This window comes from Micromonospora sp. DT68, from assembly GCF_049847245.1.
GTDB classification, from domain to species: Bacteria; Actinomycetota; Actinomycetes; order Mycobacteriales; family Micromonosporaceae; genus Micromonospora; species Micromonospora profundi.
On the sequence record NZ_JBNCNZ010000010.1, the window covers coordinates 91,686 to 113,205 of the forward strand.

A 21,520-nucleotide genomic window follows, 5' to 3' on the forward strand; every position below is an offset into this window, starting at 1 on the left:
CCCGCAGTCGCGATCTGAAGGTGCCTCATGACGGCGGGTCAGTCGGGCGCGACGTTGGTCTTGGTGCTGGCTGTCGCGGTGCTGGTCGGCTGCGGTGTGGTCCTGTTGCTGGAGCGCAGCATGACCCGGATCCTGCTGGGCGTGATCCTGACCGGCAACGGGGTCAACCTGCTGATCATGCTGGGCGGTCGGTCCGGTGGGGCGCCGGTGGTGGGCACGGGGCCGGTGGACGAGATGGCTGATCCACTGTCGCAGGCCATGGTGCTGACGGCGATCGTGATCACGTTCGGGCTGACGGCGTTCCTGCTCGCTGTGGCGTACCGCAGTTGGTATCTCACCGGTGACGACGAGGTGCCCGACGATCTGGAGGACCAGCAGATCATCCGCCAGGCCGAGCGCAACGAGGCGGGTGCCATCGATCACGGCGGGGAGGGTCCGGACGACGATCCGGAGCAGGTCGATCCAGAGCCGGCGCGACGTCGGCTACGGCACGGGGACGAGGCGTGATGAGCAGGCTGTTGCCGCTGCCGGTGGTGGTGCCGTTGTTGGGTGCGGCGCTGACCCTCTTGCTGGCGACGCGACCCCAGATTCAGCGTGCGGTAAGTGTGCTCTGCCTGTCCGGGACGTTCCTCGTCGCGGTGGTGCTGCTGGTCGAGGCGTACCGGCACGGGCCGGTGGTGTTGGCGGTCGGCGGGTGGCCGGCGCCGGTCGGCATCGTGCTGGTCGCCGATCAGCTCGCCGCGCTGATGGTGGTGGTGTCGTCGGCGGTGACGCTGTGCGTGTTGCTGTACTCGATCGGTCAGGGCCGCAGCGAGACCGCCGAGACCACTCCCGTGGTGATCTTCCACCCGACGTACCTGGTGCTCACGGCGGGCGTGACGAACGCGTTCCTCGCGGGCGACCTGTTCAACCTGTTCGTCGGCTTCGAGATCCTGCTGGCGGCCAGCTTCGTGCTGATCACGCTGGGCGGCACCGAGACCCGGATCCGCACGGGGTCGACGTACGTCGTGGTGAGCATCCTCTCTTCGATGATCTTCCTGGCCGCTGTGGGGCTGGTCTACTCGGCCACCGGCACGCTCAACCTGGCGCAGCTCGCGCAGCGGCTCGACGATCTGCCCGACAACGTACGGCTGACGTTGCAGTTGATGTTGCTGCTCGCGTTCGCGATCAAGGCGGCGGTCTTTCCGTTGTCGGCCTGGCTGCCGGACAGCTATCCCACAGCGCCGGCTCCGGTGACAGCGGTGTTCGCGGGGTTGCTCACCAAGGTGGGTGTCTACGCGATCATCCGCACCGAGACGTTGCTCTTCCCGGACGGGCAGGCCAACAACCTGCTCATGATCGTCGCCGGGTTGACGATGGTGATCGGCATCCTGGGCGCGGTGGCGCAGTCCGACATGAAGCGACTCCTGTCGTTCACACTGGTAAGCCACATCGGCTACATGATCTTCGGGGTGGCGTTGAGCACCACCGCCGCGCTCTCCGGTGCGATCTTCTACGTCGTGCACCACATCACGATCCAGACCACGCTGTTCCTTGTCGCCGGGCTGGTCGAGGAGCGGGCCGGCAGCACCGACCTGCGCCGGCTCGGCGGGCTGGCCCGGATGGCGCCCCTGCTCGGCGTGCTGTTCTTCGTGCCGGCGATGAACCTGGCCGGGGTGCCACCATTCTCGGGCTTCCTGGGCAAACTCGGCCTGCTCCAGGCCGGGGCGGCGGCCGGTGGGGCGCTGCCCTGGACGCTTGTGGCGGCCGGGACGCTGACAAGCCTGCTCACCCTCTATGTCGCTTCGCGGGTGTGGAACATCGCGTTCTGGCGGGCGCCGCAGTTGGACACCACTGACCCTGTCGTCCGGCTGCCCACGCTGATGGTCGGTGCCACAGTCGGCCTGGTCGTGTTCGGCCTGGCGCTGACGGTGCTGGCCGGTCCGCTCTTCGACGTGACCGCCGCCTCGGCAGCCGACCTGCTCTCGCGCACCCCGTACGTGCGGGCTGTGTTCCCAGGAGGTGCGCCGTGACCGAACCGACCACGACGTCCTCGGGGTCCGCGGCGGCCGAGCCCCGTGGGCGGTTCGGGCGCTGGCGGGACCAGGCGGTGGCCCTGGGCTGGCTGGTGGTCGTCTGGTGTCTGCTGTGGGGCGAGATCAGCTGGGCCAACGTGGCCGGTGGCCTGCTGGTGGGCGGCGCGGTGCTCCTGTTCTTCCCGCTGCCGCCGGTCACCTTCGGCGGCCGGCTGCGGCCCTGGGCGTTGCTGGTGTTCGTTGGCAAGTTCGTCGTGGAGCTTGTCGTCGCGAGTATCCACGTCGCACGGATCGCCGTGCAGCCCGGCTACCGGCCTCGGGGGGCGATCATCGCCGTGCAGCTACGGGTGCCGACGGACCTCAACATCGCCCTCACCGCCGAGGCGGTCACCCTGGTGCCCGGCACTCTGGTCCTGGAGGTGGACCGGGCGGAAGCCACGCTGTACCTGCACGTGCTGGACACCCACGACCCGGCGGACCTGGAACTCGCGCGGGAGCGCACCCTCGCTGTCGAGCAGCGGATCGTCCGGGCGGTGGGCAGCGCGGCCGAGCTGCGCCTCGTCGAGTCCGATCCCGCCGAGAAGGGAACGACCCAGTGATCCTGCTTCTGGCCGCCGTCCTCACCGCCCTGCTGTCGGTGACCGCGCTGCTCGCCCTGGTTCGGCTCTACCGTGGCCCGACGTTGCTGGACCGGGTGATCGCCGCCGACATGCTGCTCGCCACAATGGTCGGCGCGGTGGGCGCGGAGGCGGCGGTCAACCGGCACGCCACCACGCTGCCCGTACTCGTGGTGCTGTCCCTGCTGGGCTTCGTCGGCTCGGTGGCGCTGGTCCGCTTCGCTGTCCGGGAGCGGGCGTGATCGGGGTGATCGCCGACTGGCTCGGCGCCGCCTGCCTGGTGGCCGGTGCGGTCCTCGCGCTCGCCGCCGGGATCGGCGTGCTGCGTTTCCCGGACGCCCTGTCCCGGATGCACGCCGCCACCAAACCCCAGGTGCTCGGGGTGCTCCTGCTGCTGCTCGGCATCGCGCTGCGGCTGCGGACCCTGCCGGACCTCGGGATGGTCCTGCTGGTGGCGATCTTCCAGCTGGCCACCGCGCCGGTCGCGGCGCAGATGATCGGCCGGGCGGCCTACCGGTCGGGGCGGCTCGACCGGAGCCTGCTCGACGCCGACGAGCTGGCCGAGCGGGGGCAGGGCGGCGGCCAGGTGGGGTGACGCCCGGCGAACCGGACGATCGGACGCCTTCGGCCCTCCCTCAGCGGAGTCCCAGCGAACGCCGATAAAATAGTCAGATGATCGACTCGTCTGCCCAGGAGGGCAGTAGTAGCCAGCCGGGTTGTGCCCGGCATATCCCCGACCCGACGACCCCGGGAGCCCTGAGCGACCCGTGTTGATCGTCGTCGGTCTTCTTCTGATCATCGTGCTCACCGCCGCGACAGGCTATTTCGTAGCCCAGGAATTCGGCTACGTCGCCGTGGACCGCGGCAAGTTGCGCCAGCTCGCCGATGACGGCGACCAGGCTGCCGCCCGCGCTCTGACCGTCACCAGCCGGCTCTCCTTCATGCTCTCCGGCGCGCAGCTCGGCATCACCGTCACCGCCCTGCTCGTCGGGTACGTCGCCGAGCCGTACCTCGGTGGTGGCCTCGCCGAGCTGCTCGGCGTGGCCGGTGTCAGCAGGTCGGTGAGCCTGCCGCTGTCGGTGGCCCTGGCCCTGGTCATCGCCACCATCGTGCAGATGGTCCTCGGTGAGCTGGCCCCGAAGAACCTGGCCATCGCCCGGCCCGAGGTACTGGCCCGGGCGCTGAGCCGGTCCACCCTCATCTACCTGGCCGTCGCCGGGCCGCTGATCCGGCTCTTCGACAGGGCTTCGATCCGGCTGCTGCGTCGGATCGGCATCGAGCCCATCGAGGAGCTGCCCAGCGGTGCCACACCTGCCGACCTGGAACAGATCATCGCCGAGTCCCGGCAGGAGGGCAGCCTGGACGCCGAGATGTCCACGCTGCTCGACCGGGGGCTCGACTTCCGTGAGCTGACCGCGGGCGAGGCCATGGTGCCGCGGGTCGACGTGCACACCGTACGCGCGCACGAGCCGGTGAGCCGTGTCGTCGAGTTGCTGGACACCGGCCACTCCCGGTTCCCGGTGCGCGGCGCGGAGGGTGTCGACGACCTGATCGGTGTCGTCGGCATCGCCGATGTGCTCGGCGTACCCCCGGGGGAGCGGGCGACCACGCCGGTGAGCGCGGTCGCCGGGCCGCCGCTGCTGGTGCCGGAGACGTTGCCGCTGCCGACGGTGCTCGACCGTCTGCGGTCCGGGCACCGGCAGATGGCCTGCGTGGTCGACGAGTACGGCGGCTTCGCCGGTGTGATCACGTTGGAGGACATCGCCGAGGAGCTTGTCGGCCCGATCAGGGACGAGGACGACCCACCCGATCGGGCACCTGCCCGGCAGGACGACGGGTCCTGGGTGGTGCCGGCCCGCTGGCGGATCGACGAGGTCGCCGACAGCACCGGCATCGCGCTGCCCGAGGCGCCGGAGTACGACACCCTGTCCGGGTTGGTGATGCGGGAGTTGGGCCGGGTGCCGGAGGTCGGTGACCGGCTGGAGATCAGCCTGGTGCCCGACGGCGCGGACGGCGAGGATCACGCCGGGGAGCCGCGGGCTCTGGTCGAGGTGCTGGCAGTGGACCGGCACGTGGCCGATTCGGTGCGGTTGCAGCTGACCGAGCCGGAGGTGACCGCATGAGCCCCGGGATCGCGCTGCTCACCTCGGGGGTGCTGCTGGCGTTGAACGGGTTCTTCGTGGCCGCCGAGTTCGCCCTGGTGGCAAGCAAGCGGTACCGCCTGGAGCAGGCGGCGGCCAGTGGTGGCCGTGCGGCCCGAGCCGCGCTCGACGGTGTCCGCGAGTTGTCGTTGATGCTGGCCGGGGCGCAGCTGGGCATCACCCTGTGCACCCTGGGGCTTGGCGCGCTTGCCGAGCCGGCCATCGAGCACCTGGTCAGCCCGCTGCTGCACGCGGTGGGCCTGCCGGACGCCGCCAGTCACGTGATCGCCCTGGTCTTCGCGCTCGGGTTGGTCACCTTCCTGCACCTTGTGGTGGGGGAGATGGCGCCGAAGTCGTGGGCCATCACCGACGCGGAGCGTTCGGCGACGCTGCTCGCGTTGCCGTTCCGCGCGTTCGCCCGGGTGTCCCGGCCGGTGCTGTCGGTGCTTAACGCGATGGCCAACGCGATCCTGCGCCTGTTCGGGGTCGAGCAGCAGGATCAGCTGGCTCAGGTGCACGGCCCGGACGAGCTGCGGATCCTGCTGGAGCAGTCCCGCGAACACGGGCTGCTCGGCGCCGAGCAGCACGAGCTGCTCACCAGCATGCTGGAGTTGCAGGGCACGACCGTGGCGCAGGTGATGGAGTCGTTCTCGACAATGGTCACCGTCGGGCGGGAGGACCCGGCCGAGCGAATCGAGCAGGTCAGCCGCGACAGCGGCAGGTCCCGGATGGCGGTGCTGGACGCGGACGGCGACGTCTGCGGCCTGGTGCACGTCCGGGAGGCGGTGCGGGTGGTGACGAACGGCCGTGTCGCCACCGCCGGGGAGCTGATGACGCCCGCGTTCACCCTGCCCGCGACGTCCTCGGTCACCGAGGCGGTGGCGGCCATGCGCGCCCGGCAGTCCCAGCTCGCGCTGGTGCGCAACGGTGGTGGGCCGTCCCGCCCGATCGGTTTCGTCGCCCTTGAGGACCTGCTTGAGGAGGTCATCGGGGAGTTCGACGACGAGACCGACACGGTGCCGCGGGGGCGGCGCCTGCGGTGAAACCGGAGGGGTGGTCCCTCTTCGCCGAAGTCGAGGTGACCACCCTCCGGGTCCGCGACCCTTGAGGTGACCTCGCCGTCGGCGGGGCGTACGGGGGCGTGGCCTGGTGGGGGCGCGGTGCGGTTGACGGGGGTGTCTCGGGAGTCCGGCTGGAGCGGGCTGTCCGTGCAGACCACGCTGCCCAATCCGAGCACCCGTCCGGGGCTGCGCCTGCCTGGGCGGGTGACCCTCGCCGCCGGGCCGGACGACGTGCTGGTGCGGCACATCCGCCTCGGCCTTGTCACCACGGTGGAGCCGAACGACCCGGAGGCCGCCCGGCGGCTGGTGCAGTTCCATCAGGCGCCGATCGCCGGGCGGTTCGTCGTACCGGCAGGTCGGCGGCGGGCTGTGGACTTCGCGTTGCCGCTGCCGTGGGAGACGCCGGTGACCACCTTCGGCGGGGTGCCGTTGCTGAGCCTGCGGATGGCGCTGCGGACCGAGGTGTCCGTCGACCCGGACCTCGATCAGGGCGCCATGGTGCCGGTGTTCGTGCATCCGGTGCCCACGCAGCAGCACGTGTTCGCGGCGATGGACACGCTTGGTTTCTCGATCCGCCAGGCCGGGTTGCAGGAGGGCGGGCTGCCCGGTGTGGAGTTCACACTGCCGCTGCACCAGCGGTGGGGTTTCTGGGTGGCTCCGCTCTACGCAGGCCCGATCACCGAGATGGAGGTGATCTTCGTGACCAACTCGGCAGGTCTGGAGGTGATCCTCTGGATGGACCGCCGGCTGGCCCTGGCGGGGATCACCCACCAGAGCATCAGCCGGTTCCGGATCTGGCACGCCGACGCCGGGCAGCGCGACTGGGTGGCGACAGTGGACGGCTGGCTGCGCCAGGCCATCAACAGGCACGCCGCAGCGGCAGCCCACGCCGACTGGTCGGCGCGGATCACCGGGTCACCGCATGTCAGCCGCCACCCCGACGAGCCGATCCGTCCCGGCTACGGCCTGGGCGGCACCGCCGGTGGCGCCGGCATCGGAGGCGGCGGTAGCGGTGGCGGTGGCGGCGACGGCACCTGACGACAGGTGCGAGGCGACGTCAGCCGGCGCTGGCGGTGGCCAGCTTGAGGCTGAAGGCGAGGAACAGCGTGGCGATGGCGGTGGTGCCGCCGGCGGCCAGTCGACGCCGCTGACGGAACTGGGTGGCCAGGAAGGTGCCCGCGAAGATCAACGCGGTCAGGTAGAGCACGCTCGCCGCCTGGGCGATCAGCCCGAGCAGCAGGAACGACAGCGCCGGCCACGCGTAGGTCGGGTCGACGAACTGGATGAAGAACGAGACGAAGAACAGGATCGCCTTCGGGTTCAGCAGGCTGATCACCAGCGCCTTGCGGAACGGACTGCGCATCGCCTCCGGCTCGGCGGCGTCGATGAGCCGCGGCGTGGTCGGGTCGTTGCGGTCGCGCCAGCGCCGCCAGGCGCCGCGCAGCATTGTCATCCCGACATAGGCGAGGTACGCGGCGCCGGCGTACTTGATCACCAGGAACACCGGTGGGTACGCCTTGAGCAGCGACGCCACCCCGGCGGCGGAGAGGACCATCAGCACCGTGTCGCCGACGAACACCCCTGCGGCTGCCCGGTAACCCGTGCTGACGCCCCGCTTGGCGGCGGTGGACAGCACGAACAGCGAGTTCGGCCCGGGCAGCAGAACGATGGCCACGGTGCCCAGTACGTACGTCCAGATGTCGGTGATCCCCAGCACGCCCGTCATCATCACGCCACCGGTGCCGTTCGGCGAAGTCTTTCTCGCAGCCTGGCCTGTGCGTTCGGCCACTCGTCGATTGTCATCGCGTACTGCACGGTGTCCCGCCAGGAGCCGTCCGCGCGCTGGCGGTGCATGCGCAGCACTCCCTCGCGGGTGGCGCCGAGCCGCTCGATGGCGGCCTGCGAGCGGACGTTGCGGATGTCGGTGTGCCACGCCACCCGCACCGCGCCCAGGTCGTCGAAGGCCCGGCCCAGCAGCAACAGCTTCGCCTCGGTGTTGATCCCGGTACGCCACCACGGCAGGCCGAGGAACGTGTACCCGATCGCCACCGACCGCCGTTCCGGGTCGATCTCGTAGTACGACGTGGTGCCGACCACCGCTCCGGTCACGGCGCAGCGTTGCACCCAGGGCACCCGCTCGCCCCGCTGCTGGGCGAGCAGGGCGGCGGTTACCACCTCGGCCGTACCGGTCACCGAGGTGGGTCGGGCCACGCCGAGGTGCCGCCAGACGTCGTCGTCGGCGGTGGCGGTGTGCAGCTCTTCGGCGTGCGCCAGGTCCAGGGGCTCCAGCCGGACGTGCTCACCGTGCAGCGGCACCGGGTCGTGCCAGGGCGTGCGGGCCGTGCGCAGGTACGCCGGCAGCGGGGCGGTGACCCCGGCGTCCGGCTCGGGCGGGCCGGCGGTCAGCCGCAGCGGCAGCACACCGGCCCAGTGCGGCAGGTGCAGGTCGGCCTCGTCGTCGCGGACCCCGCCGGTGCGGGCGCGTACGGAGACCTCCCGCAGCGGCAGCGCCAGCACGGCGGTCTCGGCCAGCTCGCGGCGGCTGGGCGGGCGGCTGTCGTTGCTGCGGCCCGTGCCGACCTTCTCGACAAGGGCGGTGAGCATGGCGGCCTTCTCCTGCTCGTCGGTGACGAGCCGGGCGGTGCCGTGCGCCACCACGGAGCGGTAGTTGGCGCTGTGGTGGAACTGCGAGCGGCCGTAGATCAGCCCGTCGAGCACTGTCACCGCGACGCAGACGGGCAGCCCGTCGCCCCGGGCGGCGAGCAGTGGCCGACTGCCGGTCGAGCCGTGCAGGTAGAGCGTGTCGCCGATGCGGACGTGCAGGGTGGGCAGCACGCGTGGCTGACCGTCGACGGTGAACCCGAGCGCGCAGTCGTACGCCTCGTCGAGTACGGCGTGCGCGGCCGCTCTGTCGTAGCTCATGCGGTCGCGCGCACGGCTGGCGGTGGTGCGGGCTGTGGGTGCGTACATGCTCGGCCCTTTGTTCTAGTACAATCTCTGATTTGTGTCAGCACGCTATCAGCTCACCGGGGCGACCGCCGTCGCGATTTCGGCCAGCATCGAGTCGGGCATCCGTACGGGCGCACTGCCGCCGGGTGCCGCTCTGCCGCCGGTCCGGGTGCTCGCCGCCGAACTGGGTGTCAGCCCCGCCACCGTCGCCCGCGCCTACCAGGAGCTGCGGCAGCGCGGTCTGCTCGTCACCGCAGGGCGGCACGGCACCCGGGTCCGTCCCCGCCCGCCGGTTGCCGCCAGCCGCTCCGCGCTGCGCCCCGCGCCGCTACCCGGTGCCCGTGACCTGTCCCGAGGCGAACCCGACCCCCGACTGCTGCCCACCCTCGGTCCGCACCTCGCGGCGCTCGCCGCCGAGGCAGGCCCGCCGGTCGGCTACTCCCACTCCGGGGTGCTCCCCGAACTGGCCGAGGTGGCCCGCGCCCGGCTGAACGCCGACGGCGTGCCGGCCTCGGAGATCACCCTCACCGGCGGCGCGTTGGACGGCATCGAGCGGCTGCTCGGCGCCCACCTGCGCCCCGGTGACGCGGTGGCGGTGGAGGACCCGGGTTGGGCCAACCTGCTCGACCTGATCGCCGCCCTGGGGATGCGTCCGATCGGCGTACCGGTCGACGACGAGGGGCCACTGGCGGCCGGGGTGGCCGCCGCGCTCGCCGCCGGTGCCCGCGCGCTTGTGGTGACCAGTCGGGCGCAGAACCCGACCGGCGCCGCCGTCTCTGCCGCCCGGTCGGCGGAACTGCGGACGTTGCTCGCCGGCCGGCGGGACCTGCTGCTCATCGAGGACGACCACGCCGCGGAGCTGGCGCGCGTACCCCTGCATTCTCTTGCGGGTGCGACAGCGAGTTGGGCGTTCGTGCGCTCGGTGAGCAAGCCCTTCGGCCCGGACCTACGGCTGGCGGTGCTTGCCGGCGACGAGACCACAGTGGCCCGGGTGACCGGCCGGACGCGCGTCGGCGCCGGCTGGGTGTCCACAGTGCTGCAACGGCTGGTCCTGGCCCTCTGGCGGGACCCGGTGGTCACCGAGCTGGTGCACCGGGCGGCGCAGAGCTACGAGCTGCGGCGCGACGGGCTGGTGGCAGCGCTGGCGGAGCGCGGCCTGACCGCGTACGGCCGCAGCGGCATCAACGTCTGGCTGCCGGTGGCGGACGAGACAAGTGCGGTTACCGCGCTGCGCGACGCCGGCTGGGTGGTGGCCCCCGGTGCCCTCTACCGGATCGCCGCCACACCAGGAGTGCGCATAACGGTGAGCTCTCTGACAACAGACGACCTGATCCCCCTGGCCGAAGCCCTTACCCAAGCCACAAACCCCACCCCACCCCCAAACTTCCCCACCTGACCCCACCCCGCCCCTGCTCCCCGCCCCCCGCCCCCTGCTCCCCGCGATCTTGCAGTTTGTGTCACTGGTATGCCCTTTATGGGGTGTTGGTCCGGGCAGGAAGTGCAAGATCGCGGGGGTTCGAGGTGGGCGGCGTGGGTATGCGGGCGCCGGAGGTGGGGGACTTGGCTTCAAATGGGGCGCGTAAGGGAGTCTGGATCGCGGTGGCGGTGGTGGTCGTCATCATCGTCATCGTGCTGATCGCGATGGCCTCGGGTGGGGATGGCGGTGGCGGCGGGTACTGACGCGGGCGGCACCGCCGGGTACCGAGGCGGCGGCGCGGCCGGATGCTGACGCGGCCTTTCGCGGCGCGTGTCGCGCGTGGCGGGGCCGGGTGGTGGCTGCTGGGGGCGTACCCGACAGTCGGCATCCAAGGGGTATATAACAGTCGACATGGCCGAGCAGACCGGGAGCGCTCCGGGCGCCCAGCGGTACATCCCACCGGACGCCGACACCATCGACGAGCTGCGCTCCGCGTCCGGCGGCTGTCAGGGCTGTGAGCTGTACCGGGACGCCTCGCAGACGGTCTTCGGCCGGGGCGACGAGAGCGCCCGGGTGGTGCTTGTCGGCGAGCAACCCGGCGACATGGAGGACCAGAAGGGTCTGCCGTTCGTCGGCCCCGCCGGCCGGTTGCTGAGACGCGCGGTCGACGACGCCGCGCTCGATCCCACCCACCTCTACCTCACAAATGCCGTAAAGCACTTTCGTTTCCAGCTGCGCGGCAAGCGGCGGATCCACCAGACCCCCGACCAGGTGCACATCACCGCCTGCCGGCCCTGGCTTGTCGCCGAGTTCGCCCGGCTGCGTCCGGAGATCGTGGTGGTGCTCGGCGCGACCGCCGCCAAGGCGCTGCTCGGCCCGTCCTTCCGGGTCACCCGGCAGCGGGGCGAGCTGCTGCCCTGGCCCGAATCGGCCCAGCGCCCGGAGGACTTCCAGCGCGTGCCGGTGGACAACGCCGGAAAGCGGGCCGACGCGCCCCCGGCCCGGCTGCTGGCCACCATCCACCCGTCGGCGGTGTTGCGGGCCGATGACCAGGACAAGGCGTACGAAGGGCTCGTCGCCGACCTGACCGTCGCCGCCCGGGCCCTGCGCGGCTGACCCGGGCCGTACGGTCGTCGAAGCCTCCAACATCAGCAGCCGGCGCTGCATCCACCCTGCTCCGGATCCGCCAGCTGAACTTGCGTTTCTGGGGCCAACGCCGCACCGAACCGACCGTGCGGCCCCGCCCGTGACGGGCCGACGACGGCGACGCGCCCGGCACTCGCCGGGCGCGTCGAACGTCGGTGTCAGACGATGCTGTTGAAGCCGTTCCAGTTGCTGCCGATCTGCTTGCTGGCGGAGTAGGGGACGCCGTTGTCGCGGACGATGTTGTTCGCGTACAGCAGCAGGGTGCCGTCGGTGGTGCGGCCGACGAGGTCGGTGTAGCCGTCACCTGTCACGTCCGCGCCGATCAGGGTGTCGAAGCCGTTCCAGTTGCTGCCGATCTGCTTGCTGGCGGAGTAGGGGACGCCGTTGTCGCGGACGATGTTGTTCGCGTACAGCAGCAGGGTGCCGTCGGTGGTGCGGCCGACGAGGTCGGTGTAGCCGTCACCTGTCACGTCCGCGCCGATCAGCATGTCGAAGCCGTTCCAGTTGCTGCCGATCTGCCGAGCGGAGGAACTGCTGTACGGGGTGCCGTTGTCGCGGACGATGTTGTTCGGGTACAGCCAGAGGGTGCCGTCGGTCTTGCGGGCGACCAGGTCGGTGTAGCCGTCACCTGTCACGTCCGCGCCGACGATCCGGTCGAAGTTGCCCCAGCCGCTGCCGATCTGCCGTGCGGAGGAGCTGCTGTACGGGACGCCGTCGTCGCGGACGATGTTGTTCGGGTAGAGGAGCATGCTGCCGTCCGGCTTCACAAGGAGCAGGTCGGTGAAGCCGTCACCGGTGGCGTCGGCGTTGATGATCCGGTCGGAGGTGCCCCAGCCGCTGCCGATCTGCCGTGCGGAGGAAGTGCTGTACGGGGTGCCGTTATCGCGCTCGATGTTGTTCGAGTACAGCCACAGAGTGCCGTCGGTCTTGCGGGCCACCAGATCGTGATAACTGTCGCCGGTCACATCGGCGACTCCGGGGTCCTTCTCAGGAGTCTGGCCGCTGGTGGTGATGTTGTTGTAGCGCCGGGCGACGTAATTGCTCGCCGGGTGGGAGTCGATGAGACCGTCCCCGCCACCCGTGAGAGTTTCCGTGGCCATCTTCACCGGGGTGGACCCGAAAGCGTAATACTCGAATGTGCCCGTCGATTGGTTGGTCCAGCGTTTGAAGAGGATGACGTGCTCGCTGGCGGAGTTGAGGATGTCGCCCGGCTGGAGGTCGTTCTTACTGATCTGCTTCGACACCGTGTACATGTTGTGGGTCGTCTTCGACGTGGAAAGGTGCCAGGCCATCGAAACGAACCCGGAGCAGTCCCGGCGGTAGTTCTTGCCGTTCTCGTCGGGGTAGTAGCCCTGCTGGCTGTACTTGATGCTGCCGCGATTGTCGTACCAGTACTTGGCGCGGCTGAGCACCTCGGTGGGGGTGATCGCCCCGCCCACGCTCGACGCGGCGAAGGCGGCCTCGGGAGTGCTCGCCAGCACTGTGGCGACGCCTCCGGAGAGGCCGGCGCCGGCGGCGAGTGCCACACCCAGCGCCATGGTGGTCAGGCGGCGAATCGTACTTCCGTGCATGGTGTTCCTTTCGGTTGCCGGCCTGCTTTCGGGCAGGCCGGTTCGACCACCGAGTCGTGAACGGTGGCCGGAGCGACGAGAAAATTGGGAAAGATCGTGCCGTGGGTCAAATGACCCGCCATGAACAGAGCAGGGCGGTGCTGGCGATCGTCTTGTCGACGAGGTGGCGCAGGGTGTCGGCGGCTTCCTCCGGGCTGTCGGTGTCGACAAACGCCAGGATGTCGGCGCTGTCCGGGCCGGCCCGGACGCGGAGGTGCTCCACGCCGCTGCCGGCCAGGACGTACACGTTGAGCAGATCTCGCAGGTCTGCGGGGTCGATGGCCGCCGCCGACGTGAGGGCAGCGATGCGGATATGCGTCGCGACCATCAGAGCCGCCTCGGGTCGACCGGCGCGGGTGCGCCCCAACCGAACCCGTCGCCCACCAGTGGGGCGGTCGGAGTGTCCTGTGGGGAAGCGCCCCAGCCGAACCCGTCGGCGAGTGACACCATCGCGTCCGGCCCCGCGCCCAGGATGACCACGAGACCGGCAGCCAGGAGAACGAATATCGCGAGACGGTAATGGGAATTGGCGGTCCGGAGCATTCTGGTCGACCTTTCTCCGTATGAAATTTCGCTGTGTTTTGTGGATTCGGGGGCATCTCGGTCGATGCTGTTTCGGTGAATGAAGCATCGCGAGTCCGCGCCGCCTTGTCACCGGGTACGGCCTGGCGTGACCCCGCCCGGCGGGTCTACGCCAGTTGCGCCACCGGGCTCACGGAAACGTTCAGTGCCCGGCAGAATGGCGGGCGTTGGTCCTACACGGGGAGGGGCTATGTTCGATTTGTTGGGGTTGTCCGCGCAGCACGAGATTGTCTACCGCGCCATGTTGGAGCGTCCTGATCTGAATATCACCGGGCTCTCAGCCCACCTCGGTGTGTCGCCCGGGGAGGTGCGTGCGGCTCTGGACGTGCTTGCCGACCTCGCGCTCATCCGGCTCGACCCGGAGGGTCATTCCGCTCGACCGGTGCGGCCGCAGGCCGGGCTGACGGCGCTTCTGACGAAGGTGGAGGCGGAGGTCGCGGTCCGACAGAGACACGTCGAGGCGACCAAGGCAGCCATCGCGGCCATCGCGGCCGCCCACGACGACTACCACCAGGGGGCGGAAGGCCGGGTGCTCGAAGGGATCGACAGCGTACGAGACCGGCTGGCCGAGCTGGCCGACACCGCCCGCGTCGAATGTCTCTCCTTCAACACCGGAGGGGCGCAGACCCCTGACACGCTCGCGGCGGAGGCGCCGCTGGACCAGCAGGCGCTTCGCCGCGGCGTCCAGATCCGCAACGTGTATCAGGACAGCTTCCGCAACGACCCGGACACCCTCGCGCACGCCCGGTGGTTGGCGGGCCTCGGCGGGCAGTCACGCACCACGCCGACGCTGCCCATGCGCATGGTCATCGTCGACCGGGGCACAGCGCTCGTTCCCATCGATCCCGCAAATCCGCGGCGGGGTGCACTGGAGCTGCACAGCCACGGGGTCGTCGCCGGATTGATCGCCCTCTTCGAGCAGGTGTGGCACACCGCAACACCGTTCGACGACCGGGTAACGGCCGACGCGCAGGGTCTCACCCAACAGGAACGGGAGTTGCTGCGGCTGCTCGCCGCCGGGCACACCGACGAGTCGGCGGCCCGCAAACTCGCGATCTCCCTGCGCAGTGTGCAGCGCATGATGACGTCCCTGACCGAGCGGCTCGGTGCCGCCAGCCGATTCCAGGCCGGCGTGCAGGCAGCCAGTCACGGTTGGGTGTGAGGAGGAGCCCGCGTAGCCGACCCGGCATCCGCAGGCGGATGCCGGGTCGGTGTGGCCGAGAAGACAGGCACCGGATCGGTCGCCGGCGAAACCGGTTGCCGCCGGTCGGCACGGGTGCGCGAGGATGGGTCACCCGTCCCGAGGAGCGTCGATGGCCACCGACCTGACCGCGCCGCGCACCGCCCGGCCCGACGTCGCGTCGATCCAGCGGCGGACCCTGCGCCTGCTCTTCGGCACCCAGATCATCGGCGGGGTCGGGGTGACCATCGGCATCGCCGTCGGCGCGCTGCTCGCCGCCCGGATCGCCGGCACCGCCGTGGCCGGCATCGCGCAGAGCGCCGGCGTGGTCGGTGCGGCGCTGCTCGCCATCCCGGTCACCCGGATCATGGCCCGGCACGGCCGCCGACCGGGCCTGGTCGTGGCGTACGCGGTCGGTGCCGTCGGCGGCGTGCTCGTGGTGCTGGCGGCGGCCACCCGGTGGGTGCCGTTGCTCTTTCTCGGCATGCTGCTCTTCGGTGGTGGCACCGCCGCGAATTTGCAGGCCCGCTACACGGCGGTGGACCTCGCCGAGCCGGCCCGGCGGGGCCGGCAGCTGTCGGTGATCATCTGGGCCACCACGATCGGCGCGGTGGCCGCCCCGAACTTCGCGGCGCTTGCCGACCGGGTCACCAGCGGCTGGGGGCTGCCGCCGCTGGCCGGCCCGTTCGCGTTCAGCGCGGCGGCGTTCGTGCTGGCTGGCGGCGTACTCCTCGTGTTGCTCCGGCCCGACCCACTGCTCACCGCGCGCCGAATCGCGGCGACCGCCGCGCCGACCGCCGCCGCGCCGACCGCCGCCGCGCCGACCGCCGCCGCGCCGACCACCGCTGCGCCGGCAGCCGCCGTGGTGGCGGAGGCGCCGGCTGCGGGCGGCCAGGTCGGCGGTGGGGCGACGCCGGCCGCCGCGCCGGTGGGGGCGCGCCTGCCGCGCGGTGCCGGGATGCGCGCGGCCTGGTCGGTGGTACGCGGGCAGCCCGCCGCCCGGCTCGGCATCGCCGCCGTGGCGGTGGGTCACCTGGTGATGGTGGCGGTGATGGCGATGACCCCGGTCCGGCTCGGTGAGTCGCATGCCGACGCCGACGTGCTGCGACTGGTCGGCATCGTGCTGAGCCTGCACATCGCGGGCATGTACGCGTTCTCTCCAATCGTGGGCTGGCTCACCGACCGGCTCGGGAGGCGGGCGGTGATCCTCGGCGGGGTCGGGTTGCTGCTGGCCGCCTGCGCGGTCGCCGGCACCGCCGGGCACCACACGCCACGGCTCTCGGTCGGGCTGGTCCTGCTCGGGTTGGGCTGGTCGGGAACGATGGTGGCCGGCTCGACGTTGCTGTCCGAGTCGGTGCCGGCCGGCGTGCGGCCGAGCGTGCAGGGGCTGTCCGACCTGACCATGGGGCTGGCTGGCGCGGGTGCCGCCGTGGCAGCCGGGTTTGTCATGCAGGTGGCCGGTTATCCGGTGCTGACCCTGCTCGCGGCGGTCGCGACAGTGCCCCTGGTAGCGCTAGCGTTGCGCCCGGTGCCGACCGGGGCATCGGACGAGGAGGGTTGATCACGTGCGGCTGACCGACTTCTGGACGCGCTTGGAAGAGGCGTTCGGGCCCGGCTACGCGGCGAGCATCGCCCGCGACCAGGTGCTGTCGCAGCTCGATGGAAGGACCATCGAGCAGGCGTTGGCGTCGGGGGAGCAGACGCATGTGGTGTGGCGGGCAGTCTGCGCGGCGTACCCCGACAGAGTGCCTGCGCGACTACGCTGAGCAGCCTTTTCGTCGCTTCCGCGTGTCGCTTGTCGAGTCGTACACCTGTTCGGCTATTGTCCACAGCGGGGTGCTCGTCCACAGCTCGCGGCCCGTCGGCTGGTTTTCTGTCGGACCCAGCGCCTAGCGTGTCCGCGTGACGCGAAGCTCAGCAAAGACGCCGGCGAAGGCAGGGGTGGCAACCATGGCAGCAGGGCCTGACCGGGAGAAGGCACTAGACCTTGCTCTCGCTCAGATCGACAAGCAATTCGGCAAGGGCTCGGTGATGCGGCTGGGGGAGCGGCCGGTCATCCAGACCGCCGTGATCCCGACCGGCTCCATCGCGCTCGATGTCGCGCTCGGGGTGGGCGGCCTGCCGCGTGGTCGGGTGGTCGAGGTCTACGGTCCGGAGTCCAGCGGTAAGACCACGGTGGCCCTGCACGCGGTGGCGAACGCCCAGCGGGCCGGTGGCATCGCCGCCTTCATCGACGCCGAGCACGCGCTCGACCCGGAGTACGCGAAGGCACTCGGCGTCGACACCGACGCGATGCTGGTCTCCCAGCCGGACACCGGCGAGCAGGCGCTCGAAATCGCGGACATGCTGATCCGCTCCGGCGCCCTGGACATCATCGTGATCGACTCGGTGGCGGCCCTGGTGCCGCGCGCCGAGATCGAAGGTGAGATGGGCGACAGCCACGTGGGTCTCCAGGCCCGGCTGATGAGCCAGGCACTGCGCAAGATCACCGGTGTGCTCAGCAACACCGGCACCACTGCCATCTTCATCAACCAGCTGCGGGAAAAGATCGGCGTGATGTTCGGCAGCCCGGAGACCACCACCGGTGGTCGGGCCTTGAAGTTCTACGCCTCGGTCCGGCTCGACGTGCGACGCATCGAGAGCCTCAAGGACGGCACCGACGTGGTCGGCAACCGCACCCGGGTCAAGGTCGTGAAGAACAAGGTGGCGGCCCCGTTCAAGCAGGCCGAGTTCGACATCATGTACGGCAAGGGCATCTCGCGCGAGGGCTCGCTGATCGATGTCGGCGTGGAGCAGGCGATCATCCGCAAGTCCGGTGCGTGGTACACGTACGACGGCGATCAGCTCGGCCAGGGCAAGGAGAAGGCCCGGGAGTTCATGAAGGAAAACCCGGACGTCGCGGCCGAGATCGAGAAGAAGATCCTGGAGAAGCTCGGCGTCGGTGTCGGCGCGAGTGACGCCGCCGGTGGCCCGGAGTTGCCGCCGGTCGACTTCTGACCGGTCGCTGACCCATGGCAGGACGACGCGCCCGTACGGGGCGGGGCTGGGATGCCAGCCCACCCCGTACGGGCGACGCCGCCGATCCGCCGCGCCCCCGCCGGGGGCGCCGGGCGGCCGAACAGCAGGCGGACGAGCCGGCGACCACACCGCGCGACGAGTCCGAGGTGGCCCGGGAGATCTGCCTGCGCCAGCTCGCCGTCCGGCCTCGCACCCGTGCCGAGCTGGCCGGGGCACTGGCCAAGCGCGGCATCTCCGAGCAGGTGTCGGCCGAGGTGCTCGACCGGTACGACGAGGTCGGCATCATCGACGACGCCGCGTTCGCCCGCGCCTGGGTGTCCAGCCGACACACCGGGCGTGGCCTGGCCCGGCGGGCACTCGCCAATGAGCTGCGCCAGCGGGGCGTCGACGGCGAGGTGGCCACCGAGGCGTTGGGTGAGCTGGACGAGGAGACCGAGGCGGCGACGGCCCGTGCCCTGGTGGACCGCAAGCTGCGTACCGCCCGGGGTGAGCCCGACGCTGTCTTCCGCCGGCTTGTGGGAATGTTGGCTCGCAAGGGCTACCCGCCCGGTGTGGCGATCCGTGCGGTGAAGGACGCGCTGGCCGCGCAGAGCGCCGAGGCTGCCGAGTTCGCCGAGCAGATAGACGCCGACGCGCTCGCCGACGCCGAAGGTGAACTGGACCGCGACAACCGGCCGGTCGAGTGAGCGACGCGAGACGGTCCGGAGGTGTGGCGCGGAATGTTGAAGGCGTGTCTGAACGGCGGACGCAGCCGCGACGACCATCCGGCCGTGCCGGTCACCCCGGCGGAGTTGGCGGCCGACGCGGCCCGCTGCGCGGCGCTCGGCGTCGGGGCCGTGCACGTCCATCCCCGTGACGCCTCCGGCGCCGAGTCGCTGCGTCCCGAGGTGATCGCCGACGCGCTCACCGCGATCCGCGCCGCCCGGCCGGGGTTGCCGGTGGGGGTGAGCACCGGCGCCTGGATCGAACCCGATCCGGCCGACCGGCTGGCCGCCGTCCGGGCCTGGTCGGTGCTGCCCGACTTCGCCTCGGTGAACGCCCACGAGCCGGGTGCCGAGGCGGTCGCCGCCGCCCTGCACGAGCGTGGCGTGCTCGTCGAGGTGGGGCTCTGGACGCTGGACGCGGTGGCGGCGTACCAGGGCTGGCGGGTGCCGGTCGGGCGGATCCTCGTCGAGTGCATGGCCGAGGAGGTGCCGGCGGCGGTGGCCGACGCGGGGCGGATCCTCACCGCGACGGCCGCCGGAGAGGCGACCTCCGCCGCCGGCCCGCCCGTGCTACTGCACGCCGAGGGCCTGGCCACCTGGGCGGTGCTCGCCGAGGCTGTCAACCGTGGCCTGCACACAAGGATCGGGCTGGAGGACACGCTCCTGTTGCCCGACGGTGCCCCGGCGTCGGGCAACGCCGCGCTCGTCACGGCCGCGCTGGCGGCCGGCGCACGCTGACCACCGGATTGCCGGCCAGTTCCGCGCTCACCGGGCTGTGGCGGTGTCGCAAAGTCGGCTCAACGCACGGCGTCGCCCTCGCTGAACAGGCACGACACTCCGGTGGGAGCCGTCGGCTCGCCGAGTTTGTCCCGGCGTATCCGACACCACATCAGCTTTGGGTGACGCTGCAACTTCTCTCCGTTCGGGGGGTTTGATCATGAGTCCTTGACCGGAGTGCCCCCGGAGACCTAGCCTCGCCATACAGGCTCACATTGCCCGACCAGCGCAGGCTAAGCGCACAACATAGATCGCGTAACAGAACAGCATCACTTTGGCCGCCTCCGCGGCCTTTGGCGGCAGTACCGGACTGGCCGGTCCGGCACACCGCGACAACTGCACCCGGTCGCCGACGATGCCCGAGGGCACCGCCGGCGGAGAGAGCTACCCACGGCCAGCCGCTCCGGTCGGGCGTCCACAGCCGCAGGAGTGTGCCTTTGGCACAGTCGCTGCGGTCTTGACGTTCAGGGGAGGCGGCCATGACGGGGCGGCGGCACAGGTTCACCGGTAGACCCAGCGGGGTCCCGGCATGAACGCCCTCGACGTCGTGCTCCTCGCGGCCGTCCTGATCCTCGCCGTGGTGGTGGTCGCGGCGGTGCTGTTCGGCGTCCGGACGCTGCGCCGGATGAGTGCGGCGCCGGCCCCGGAGGATCCCGCGTTCATCGCCGAGAAGGACCGTCAGGAGCAGTCCCTGGCCGCTCTGCGCAATGCTGCGGACCAGGCGAACAGCACGATCGACGTGGCGAAGTCGGCGGCTGCCGCAGCGCGTACCGAGGCGGCGGCGGCGAATGCCGAGGCGAAGGCGGCGCGGGCCGAGGCCCGCCGGATGCTCGACGACGCCCGCGCCGAGGCCGACACGGTGCTGGAACGGGCGCACAAGCAGGCCGAGATCGACGCCGAACAGTTGCGGACGGCAGCCCGCCGCAGTGGCGAACGGGAGGTAGCGGTTCTCGCCGCGACGACCCGGGAGCAGGCCGCGGAGGTGGAGCGCCGGGCAGCCCGCATGGACGAGCGGGAGCGGCTGCACACCGAGGAGGTGGAGCGGTTCGCCGAGCGGGAACGGCAGCTCACCGCGGCGAGCGCCGCGCTCGCGGCCCGGGAGTCGGCTCTCACCCAGCGCGAGGCCGAGCTGGCCGAGTCGGAGGAGCTGCGTCGACGGGAGCTGGAGCGGGTGGCCGGCCTCACCGCCGACGCGGCCCGTCTGGAGCTTGTCGAGGCGATCGAGACGTCCGCCAAGCGGGAGGCGGCGCTGCTGGTGCGCGACATCGAGGCCGACGCCCGCAACACCGCCGAGCAGCGGGCCCGGCACATCGTCGTGGACGCGATCCAGCGGGTGGCCAGCGAGCAGACCGCCGAGAGCGTGGTCAGTGTCCTGCACCTGCCCGGCGACGAGATGAAGGGCCGGATCATCGGCCGGGAGGGCCGCAACATCCGCGCCTTCGAGTCGGTGACCGGGGTCAACCTGATCATCGACGACACCCCGGAGGCGGTGCTGCTGTCCTGCTTCGACCCGGTACGCCGGGAGGTCGGCCGGCTCACCCTGGAGAAGCTGGTGCTGGACGGGCGGATCCACCCGCACCGGATCGAGGAGGTCTACGACCTGGCGCGTCAGGAGGTCGAGGCGCTCTGTCTCCGGGCCGCAGAGGACGCGCTGGTAGAGGTCGGCATCACCGAGATCCACTCGGAGTTGGTGACCCTGCTGGGCCGGCTGCGCTACCGCACGTCGTACGGGCAGAACGTGCTCAAGCACCTTGTCGAGACGGCGCACATCGCCGGCATCATGGCTGCCGAGCTGCGGCTGGACGTGCCCACCATCAAGCGGTCGGCGTTCCTGCACGACATAGGCAAGGCGCTTACCCACGAGGTGGAGGGCAGTCACGCCATCATCGGCGCGGACCTGGCCCGCAAGTACGGCGAGCACGAGGACGTGGTGCACGCCATCGAGGCGCACCACAACGAGGTGCCGCCGCAGACCATCGAGGCCGTGCTCACCCAGGCGTCCGACGCCTGCTCCGGTGGTCGGCCGGGTGCCCGGCGGGAGAGCCTGGAGGCGTACGTCAAGCGGCTGGAGCGGATCGAGGAGATCGCTGCCGGCAAGCTCGGCGTGGACAAGGTCTTCGCCATGCAGGCGGGCCGGGAGATCCGGGTGATGGTCAAGCCGGACGACGTGGACGACATCGGGGCGGCCGTGCTGGCCCGCGATGTGGCCAAGCAGATCGAGGAGGAGCTGACCTATCCGGGTCAGATCCGGGTGACAGTGGTCCGCGAGTCGCGGGTCACCGAGATCGCCCGCTAGCTCCGCA

Annotated in this window: 22 protein-coding genes; 17 read left to right on the plus strand and 5 right to left on the minus strand. The window is 71.0% G+C overall.

Features of this window, described 5'->3' with window-relative positions; all coding sequences use genetic code 11:
- Positions 1 to 27: 27 nt before the first annotated feature.
- From ACPXB1_RS19470 to ACPXB1_RS19505, 8 genes are all read left to right on the plus strand, one after another.
- Positions 28 to 507, plus strand: coding sequence for a Na(+)/H(+) antiporter subunit C (locus ACPXB1_RS19470; RefSeq protein ID WP_355597010.1), 480 nt, complete (start codon positions 28 to 30; stop codon positions 505 to 507).
- On the plus strand, positions 507 to 2,012 hold the full coding sequence (locus tag ACPXB1_RS19475) for a Na+/H+ antiporter subunit D (protein WP_355597008.1): 1,506 nt from the start codon (positions 507 to 509) through the stop codon (positions 2,010 to 2,012). Before ACPXB1_RS19470 ends, ACPXB1_RS19475 begins: the two co-directional genes overlap by 1 nt.
- Positions 2,009 to 2,614, plus strand: coding sequence for a Na+/H+ antiporter subunit E (locus ACPXB1_RS19480; RefSeq protein WP_355597006.1), 606 nt, complete (start codon positions 2,009 to 2,011; stop codon positions 2,612 to 2,614). The genes ACPXB1_RS19475 and ACPXB1_RS19480 overlap by 4 nt, the downstream gene beginning before the upstream one ends.
- Positions 2,611 to 2,874 carry a monovalent cation/H+ antiporter complex subunit F gene (locus tag ACPXB1_RS19485; RefSeq protein ID WP_355597004.1) on the plus strand — a complete coding sequence of 88 codons (264 nt, stop codon included), beginning with the start codon at positions 2,611 to 2,613 and terminating at the stop codon, positions 2,872 to 2,874. Before ACPXB1_RS19480 ends, ACPXB1_RS19485 begins: the two co-directional genes overlap by 4 nt.
- Entirely contained in the window at positions 2,874 to 3,227 is a 354-nt protein-coding gene (gene mnhG / locus ACPXB1_RS19490; RefSeq protein WP_355597056.1) for a monovalent cation/H(+) antiporter subunit G, read from the plus strand. The genes ACPXB1_RS19485 and mnhG overlap by 1 nt, the downstream gene beginning before the upstream one ends.
- A 172-nt stretch (positions 3,228 to 3,399) precedes the next feature.
- Positions 3,400 to 4,755 carry a hemolysin family protein gene (locus ACPXB1_RS19495; protein WP_355597002.1) on the plus strand — a complete coding sequence of 452 codons (1,356 nt, stop codon included), beginning with the start codon at positions 3,400 to 3,402 and terminating at the stop codon, positions 4,753 to 4,755.
- A complete protein-coding gene (locus ACPXB1_RS19500) occupies positions 4,752 to 5,816 on the plus strand; it encodes a hemolysin family protein (RefSeq protein WP_355597000.1) in 1,065 nt (354 codons plus the stop codon). Before ACPXB1_RS19495 ends, ACPXB1_RS19500 begins: the two co-directional genes overlap by 4 nt.
- A 117-nt stretch (positions 5,817 to 5,933) precedes the next feature.
- The gene (locus tag ACPXB1_RS19505) at positions 5,934 to 6,872 is read left to right on the plus strand and encodes a sporulation protein (protein ID WP_355596998.1); all 939 of its coding nucleotides are present in this window, start codon (positions 5,934 to 5,936) and stop codon (positions 6,870 to 6,872) included.
- A 19-nt stretch (positions 6,873 to 6,891) separates the two neighbouring features.
- On the opposite strand, the gene leuE is transcribed toward ACPXB1_RS19505, so the two are convergent.
- Positions 6,892 to 7,563, minus strand: coding sequence for a leucine efflux protein LeuE (leuE, locus tag ACPXB1_RS19510; protein WP_355596996.1), 672 nt, complete (start codon positions 7,561 to 7,563; stop codon positions 6,892 to 6,894).
- The gene (locus ACPXB1_RS19515) at positions 7,563 to 8,804 is read right to left on the minus strand and encodes a bifunctional pyridoxamine 5'-phosphate oxidase family protein/GNAT family N-acetyltransferase (protein WP_355596994.1); all 1,242 of its coding nucleotides are present in this window, start codon (positions 8,802 to 8,804) and stop codon (positions 7,563 to 7,565) included. Before ACPXB1_RS19515 ends, leuE begins: the two co-directional genes overlap by 1 nt.
- A gap of 34 nt (positions 8,805 to 8,838) precedes the next feature.
- Between ACPXB1_RS19515 and ACPXB1_RS19520 the strand changes: the two genes are divergently transcribed.
- Both ACPXB1_RS19520 and ACPXB1_RS19525 read left to right on the plus strand, forming a co-directional pair.
- On the plus strand, positions 8,839 to 10,179 hold the full coding sequence (locus tag ACPXB1_RS19520; protein ID WP_355596993.1) for an aminotransferase class I/II-fold pyridoxal phosphate-dependent enzyme: 1,341 nt from the start codon (positions 8,839 to 8,841) through the stop codon (positions 10,177 to 10,179).
- A 432-nt stretch (positions 10,180 to 10,611) separates the two neighbouring features.
- Positions 10,612 to 11,316, plus strand: coding sequence for a UdgX family uracil-DNA binding protein (locus tag ACPXB1_RS19525; RefSeq protein ID WP_355596991.1), 705 nt, complete (start codon positions 10,612 to 10,614; stop codon positions 11,314 to 11,316).
- Between the two features lie 188 nt (positions 11,317 to 11,504).
- Here the strand turns inward: ACPXB1_RS19525 and ACPXB1_RS19530 are convergent, their stop codons facing one another.
- The 3 genes from ACPXB1_RS19530 to ACPXB1_RS19540 form a co-directional block, all read right to left on the minus strand.
- Positions 11,505 to 12,917 (minus strand): FG-GAP-like repeat-containing protein, encoded by a 1,413-nt coding sequence (locus ACPXB1_RS19530; protein ID WP_425735615.1) that lies wholly within the window; start codon positions 12,915 to 12,917, stop codon positions 11,505 to 11,507.
- Positions 12,918 to 13,023: 106 nt separating this feature from the next.
- Positions 13,024 to 13,284 (minus strand): hypothetical protein, encoded by a 261-nt coding sequence (locus ACPXB1_RS19535; protein ID WP_355596987.1) that lies wholly within the window; start codon positions 13,282 to 13,284, stop codon positions 13,024 to 13,026.
- Positions 13,284 to 13,499 carry a hypothetical protein gene (locus ACPXB1_RS19540; protein ID WP_355596985.1) on the minus strand — a complete coding sequence of 72 codons (216 nt, stop codon included), beginning with the start codon at positions 13,497 to 13,499 and terminating at the stop codon, positions 13,284 to 13,286. The genes ACPXB1_RS19535 and ACPXB1_RS19540 overlap by 1 nt, the downstream gene beginning before the upstream one ends.
- A gap of 229 nt (positions 13,500 to 13,728) precedes the next feature.
- Between ACPXB1_RS19540 and ACPXB1_RS19545 the strand changes: the two genes are divergently transcribed.
- The 7 genes from ACPXB1_RS19545 to rny all read left to right on the plus strand — a co-directional run bounded on the left by ACPXB1_RS19545 (position 13,729) and on the right by rny (position 21,513).
- Entirely contained in the window at positions 13,729 to 14,700 is a 972-nt protein-coding gene (locus ACPXB1_RS19545) for a helix-turn-helix transcriptional regulator (RefSeq protein ID WP_355597054.1), read from the plus strand.
- A 151-nt stretch (positions 14,701 to 14,851) separates the two neighbouring features.
- Positions 14,852 to 16,279: an MFS transporter gene (locus ACPXB1_RS19550; RefSeq protein ID WP_425735616.1), complete on the plus strand. Its 1,428-nt coding sequence runs from the start codon at positions 14,852 to 14,854 to the stop codon at positions 16,277 to 16,279.
- Positions 16,280 to 16,283: 4 nt separating this feature from the next.
- Positions 16,284 to 16,484, plus strand: a complete 201-nt coding sequence (locus ACPXB1_RS19555) for a DUF3046 domain-containing protein (protein WP_355596981.1) — start codon at positions 16,284 to 16,286, stop codon at positions 16,482 to 16,484.
- A gap of 184 nt (positions 16,485 to 16,668) precedes the next feature.
- Positions 16,669 to 17,715: a recombinase RecA gene (gene recA / locus ACPXB1_RS19560; RefSeq protein ID WP_355596979.1), complete on the plus strand. Its 1,047-nt coding sequence runs from the start codon at positions 16,669 to 16,671 to the stop codon at positions 17,713 to 17,715.
- Between the two features lie 14 nt (positions 17,716 to 17,729).
- On the plus strand, positions 17,730 to 18,422 hold the full coding sequence (locus ACPXB1_RS19565) for a regulatory protein RecX (protein WP_355596977.1): 693 nt from the start codon (positions 17,730 to 17,732) through the stop codon (positions 18,420 to 18,422).
- Between the two features lie 33 nt (positions 18,423 to 18,455).
- Positions 18,456 to 19,178 carry a 3-keto-5-aminohexanoate cleavage protein gene (locus ACPXB1_RS19570; RefSeq protein WP_355596975.1) on the plus strand — a complete coding sequence of 241 codons (723 nt, stop codon included), beginning with the start codon at positions 18,456 to 18,458 and terminating at the stop codon, positions 19,176 to 19,178.
- 568 nt (positions 19,179 to 19,746) lie between these two features.
- Complete coding sequence (gene rny / locus ACPXB1_RS19575) at positions 19,747 to 21,513, plus strand: ribonuclease Y (protein ID WP_355596973.1); 1,767 nt, start codon at positions 19,747 to 19,749, stop codon at positions 21,511 to 21,513.
- The last annotated feature ends 7 nt before the right edge of the window (positions 21,514 to 21,520 follow it).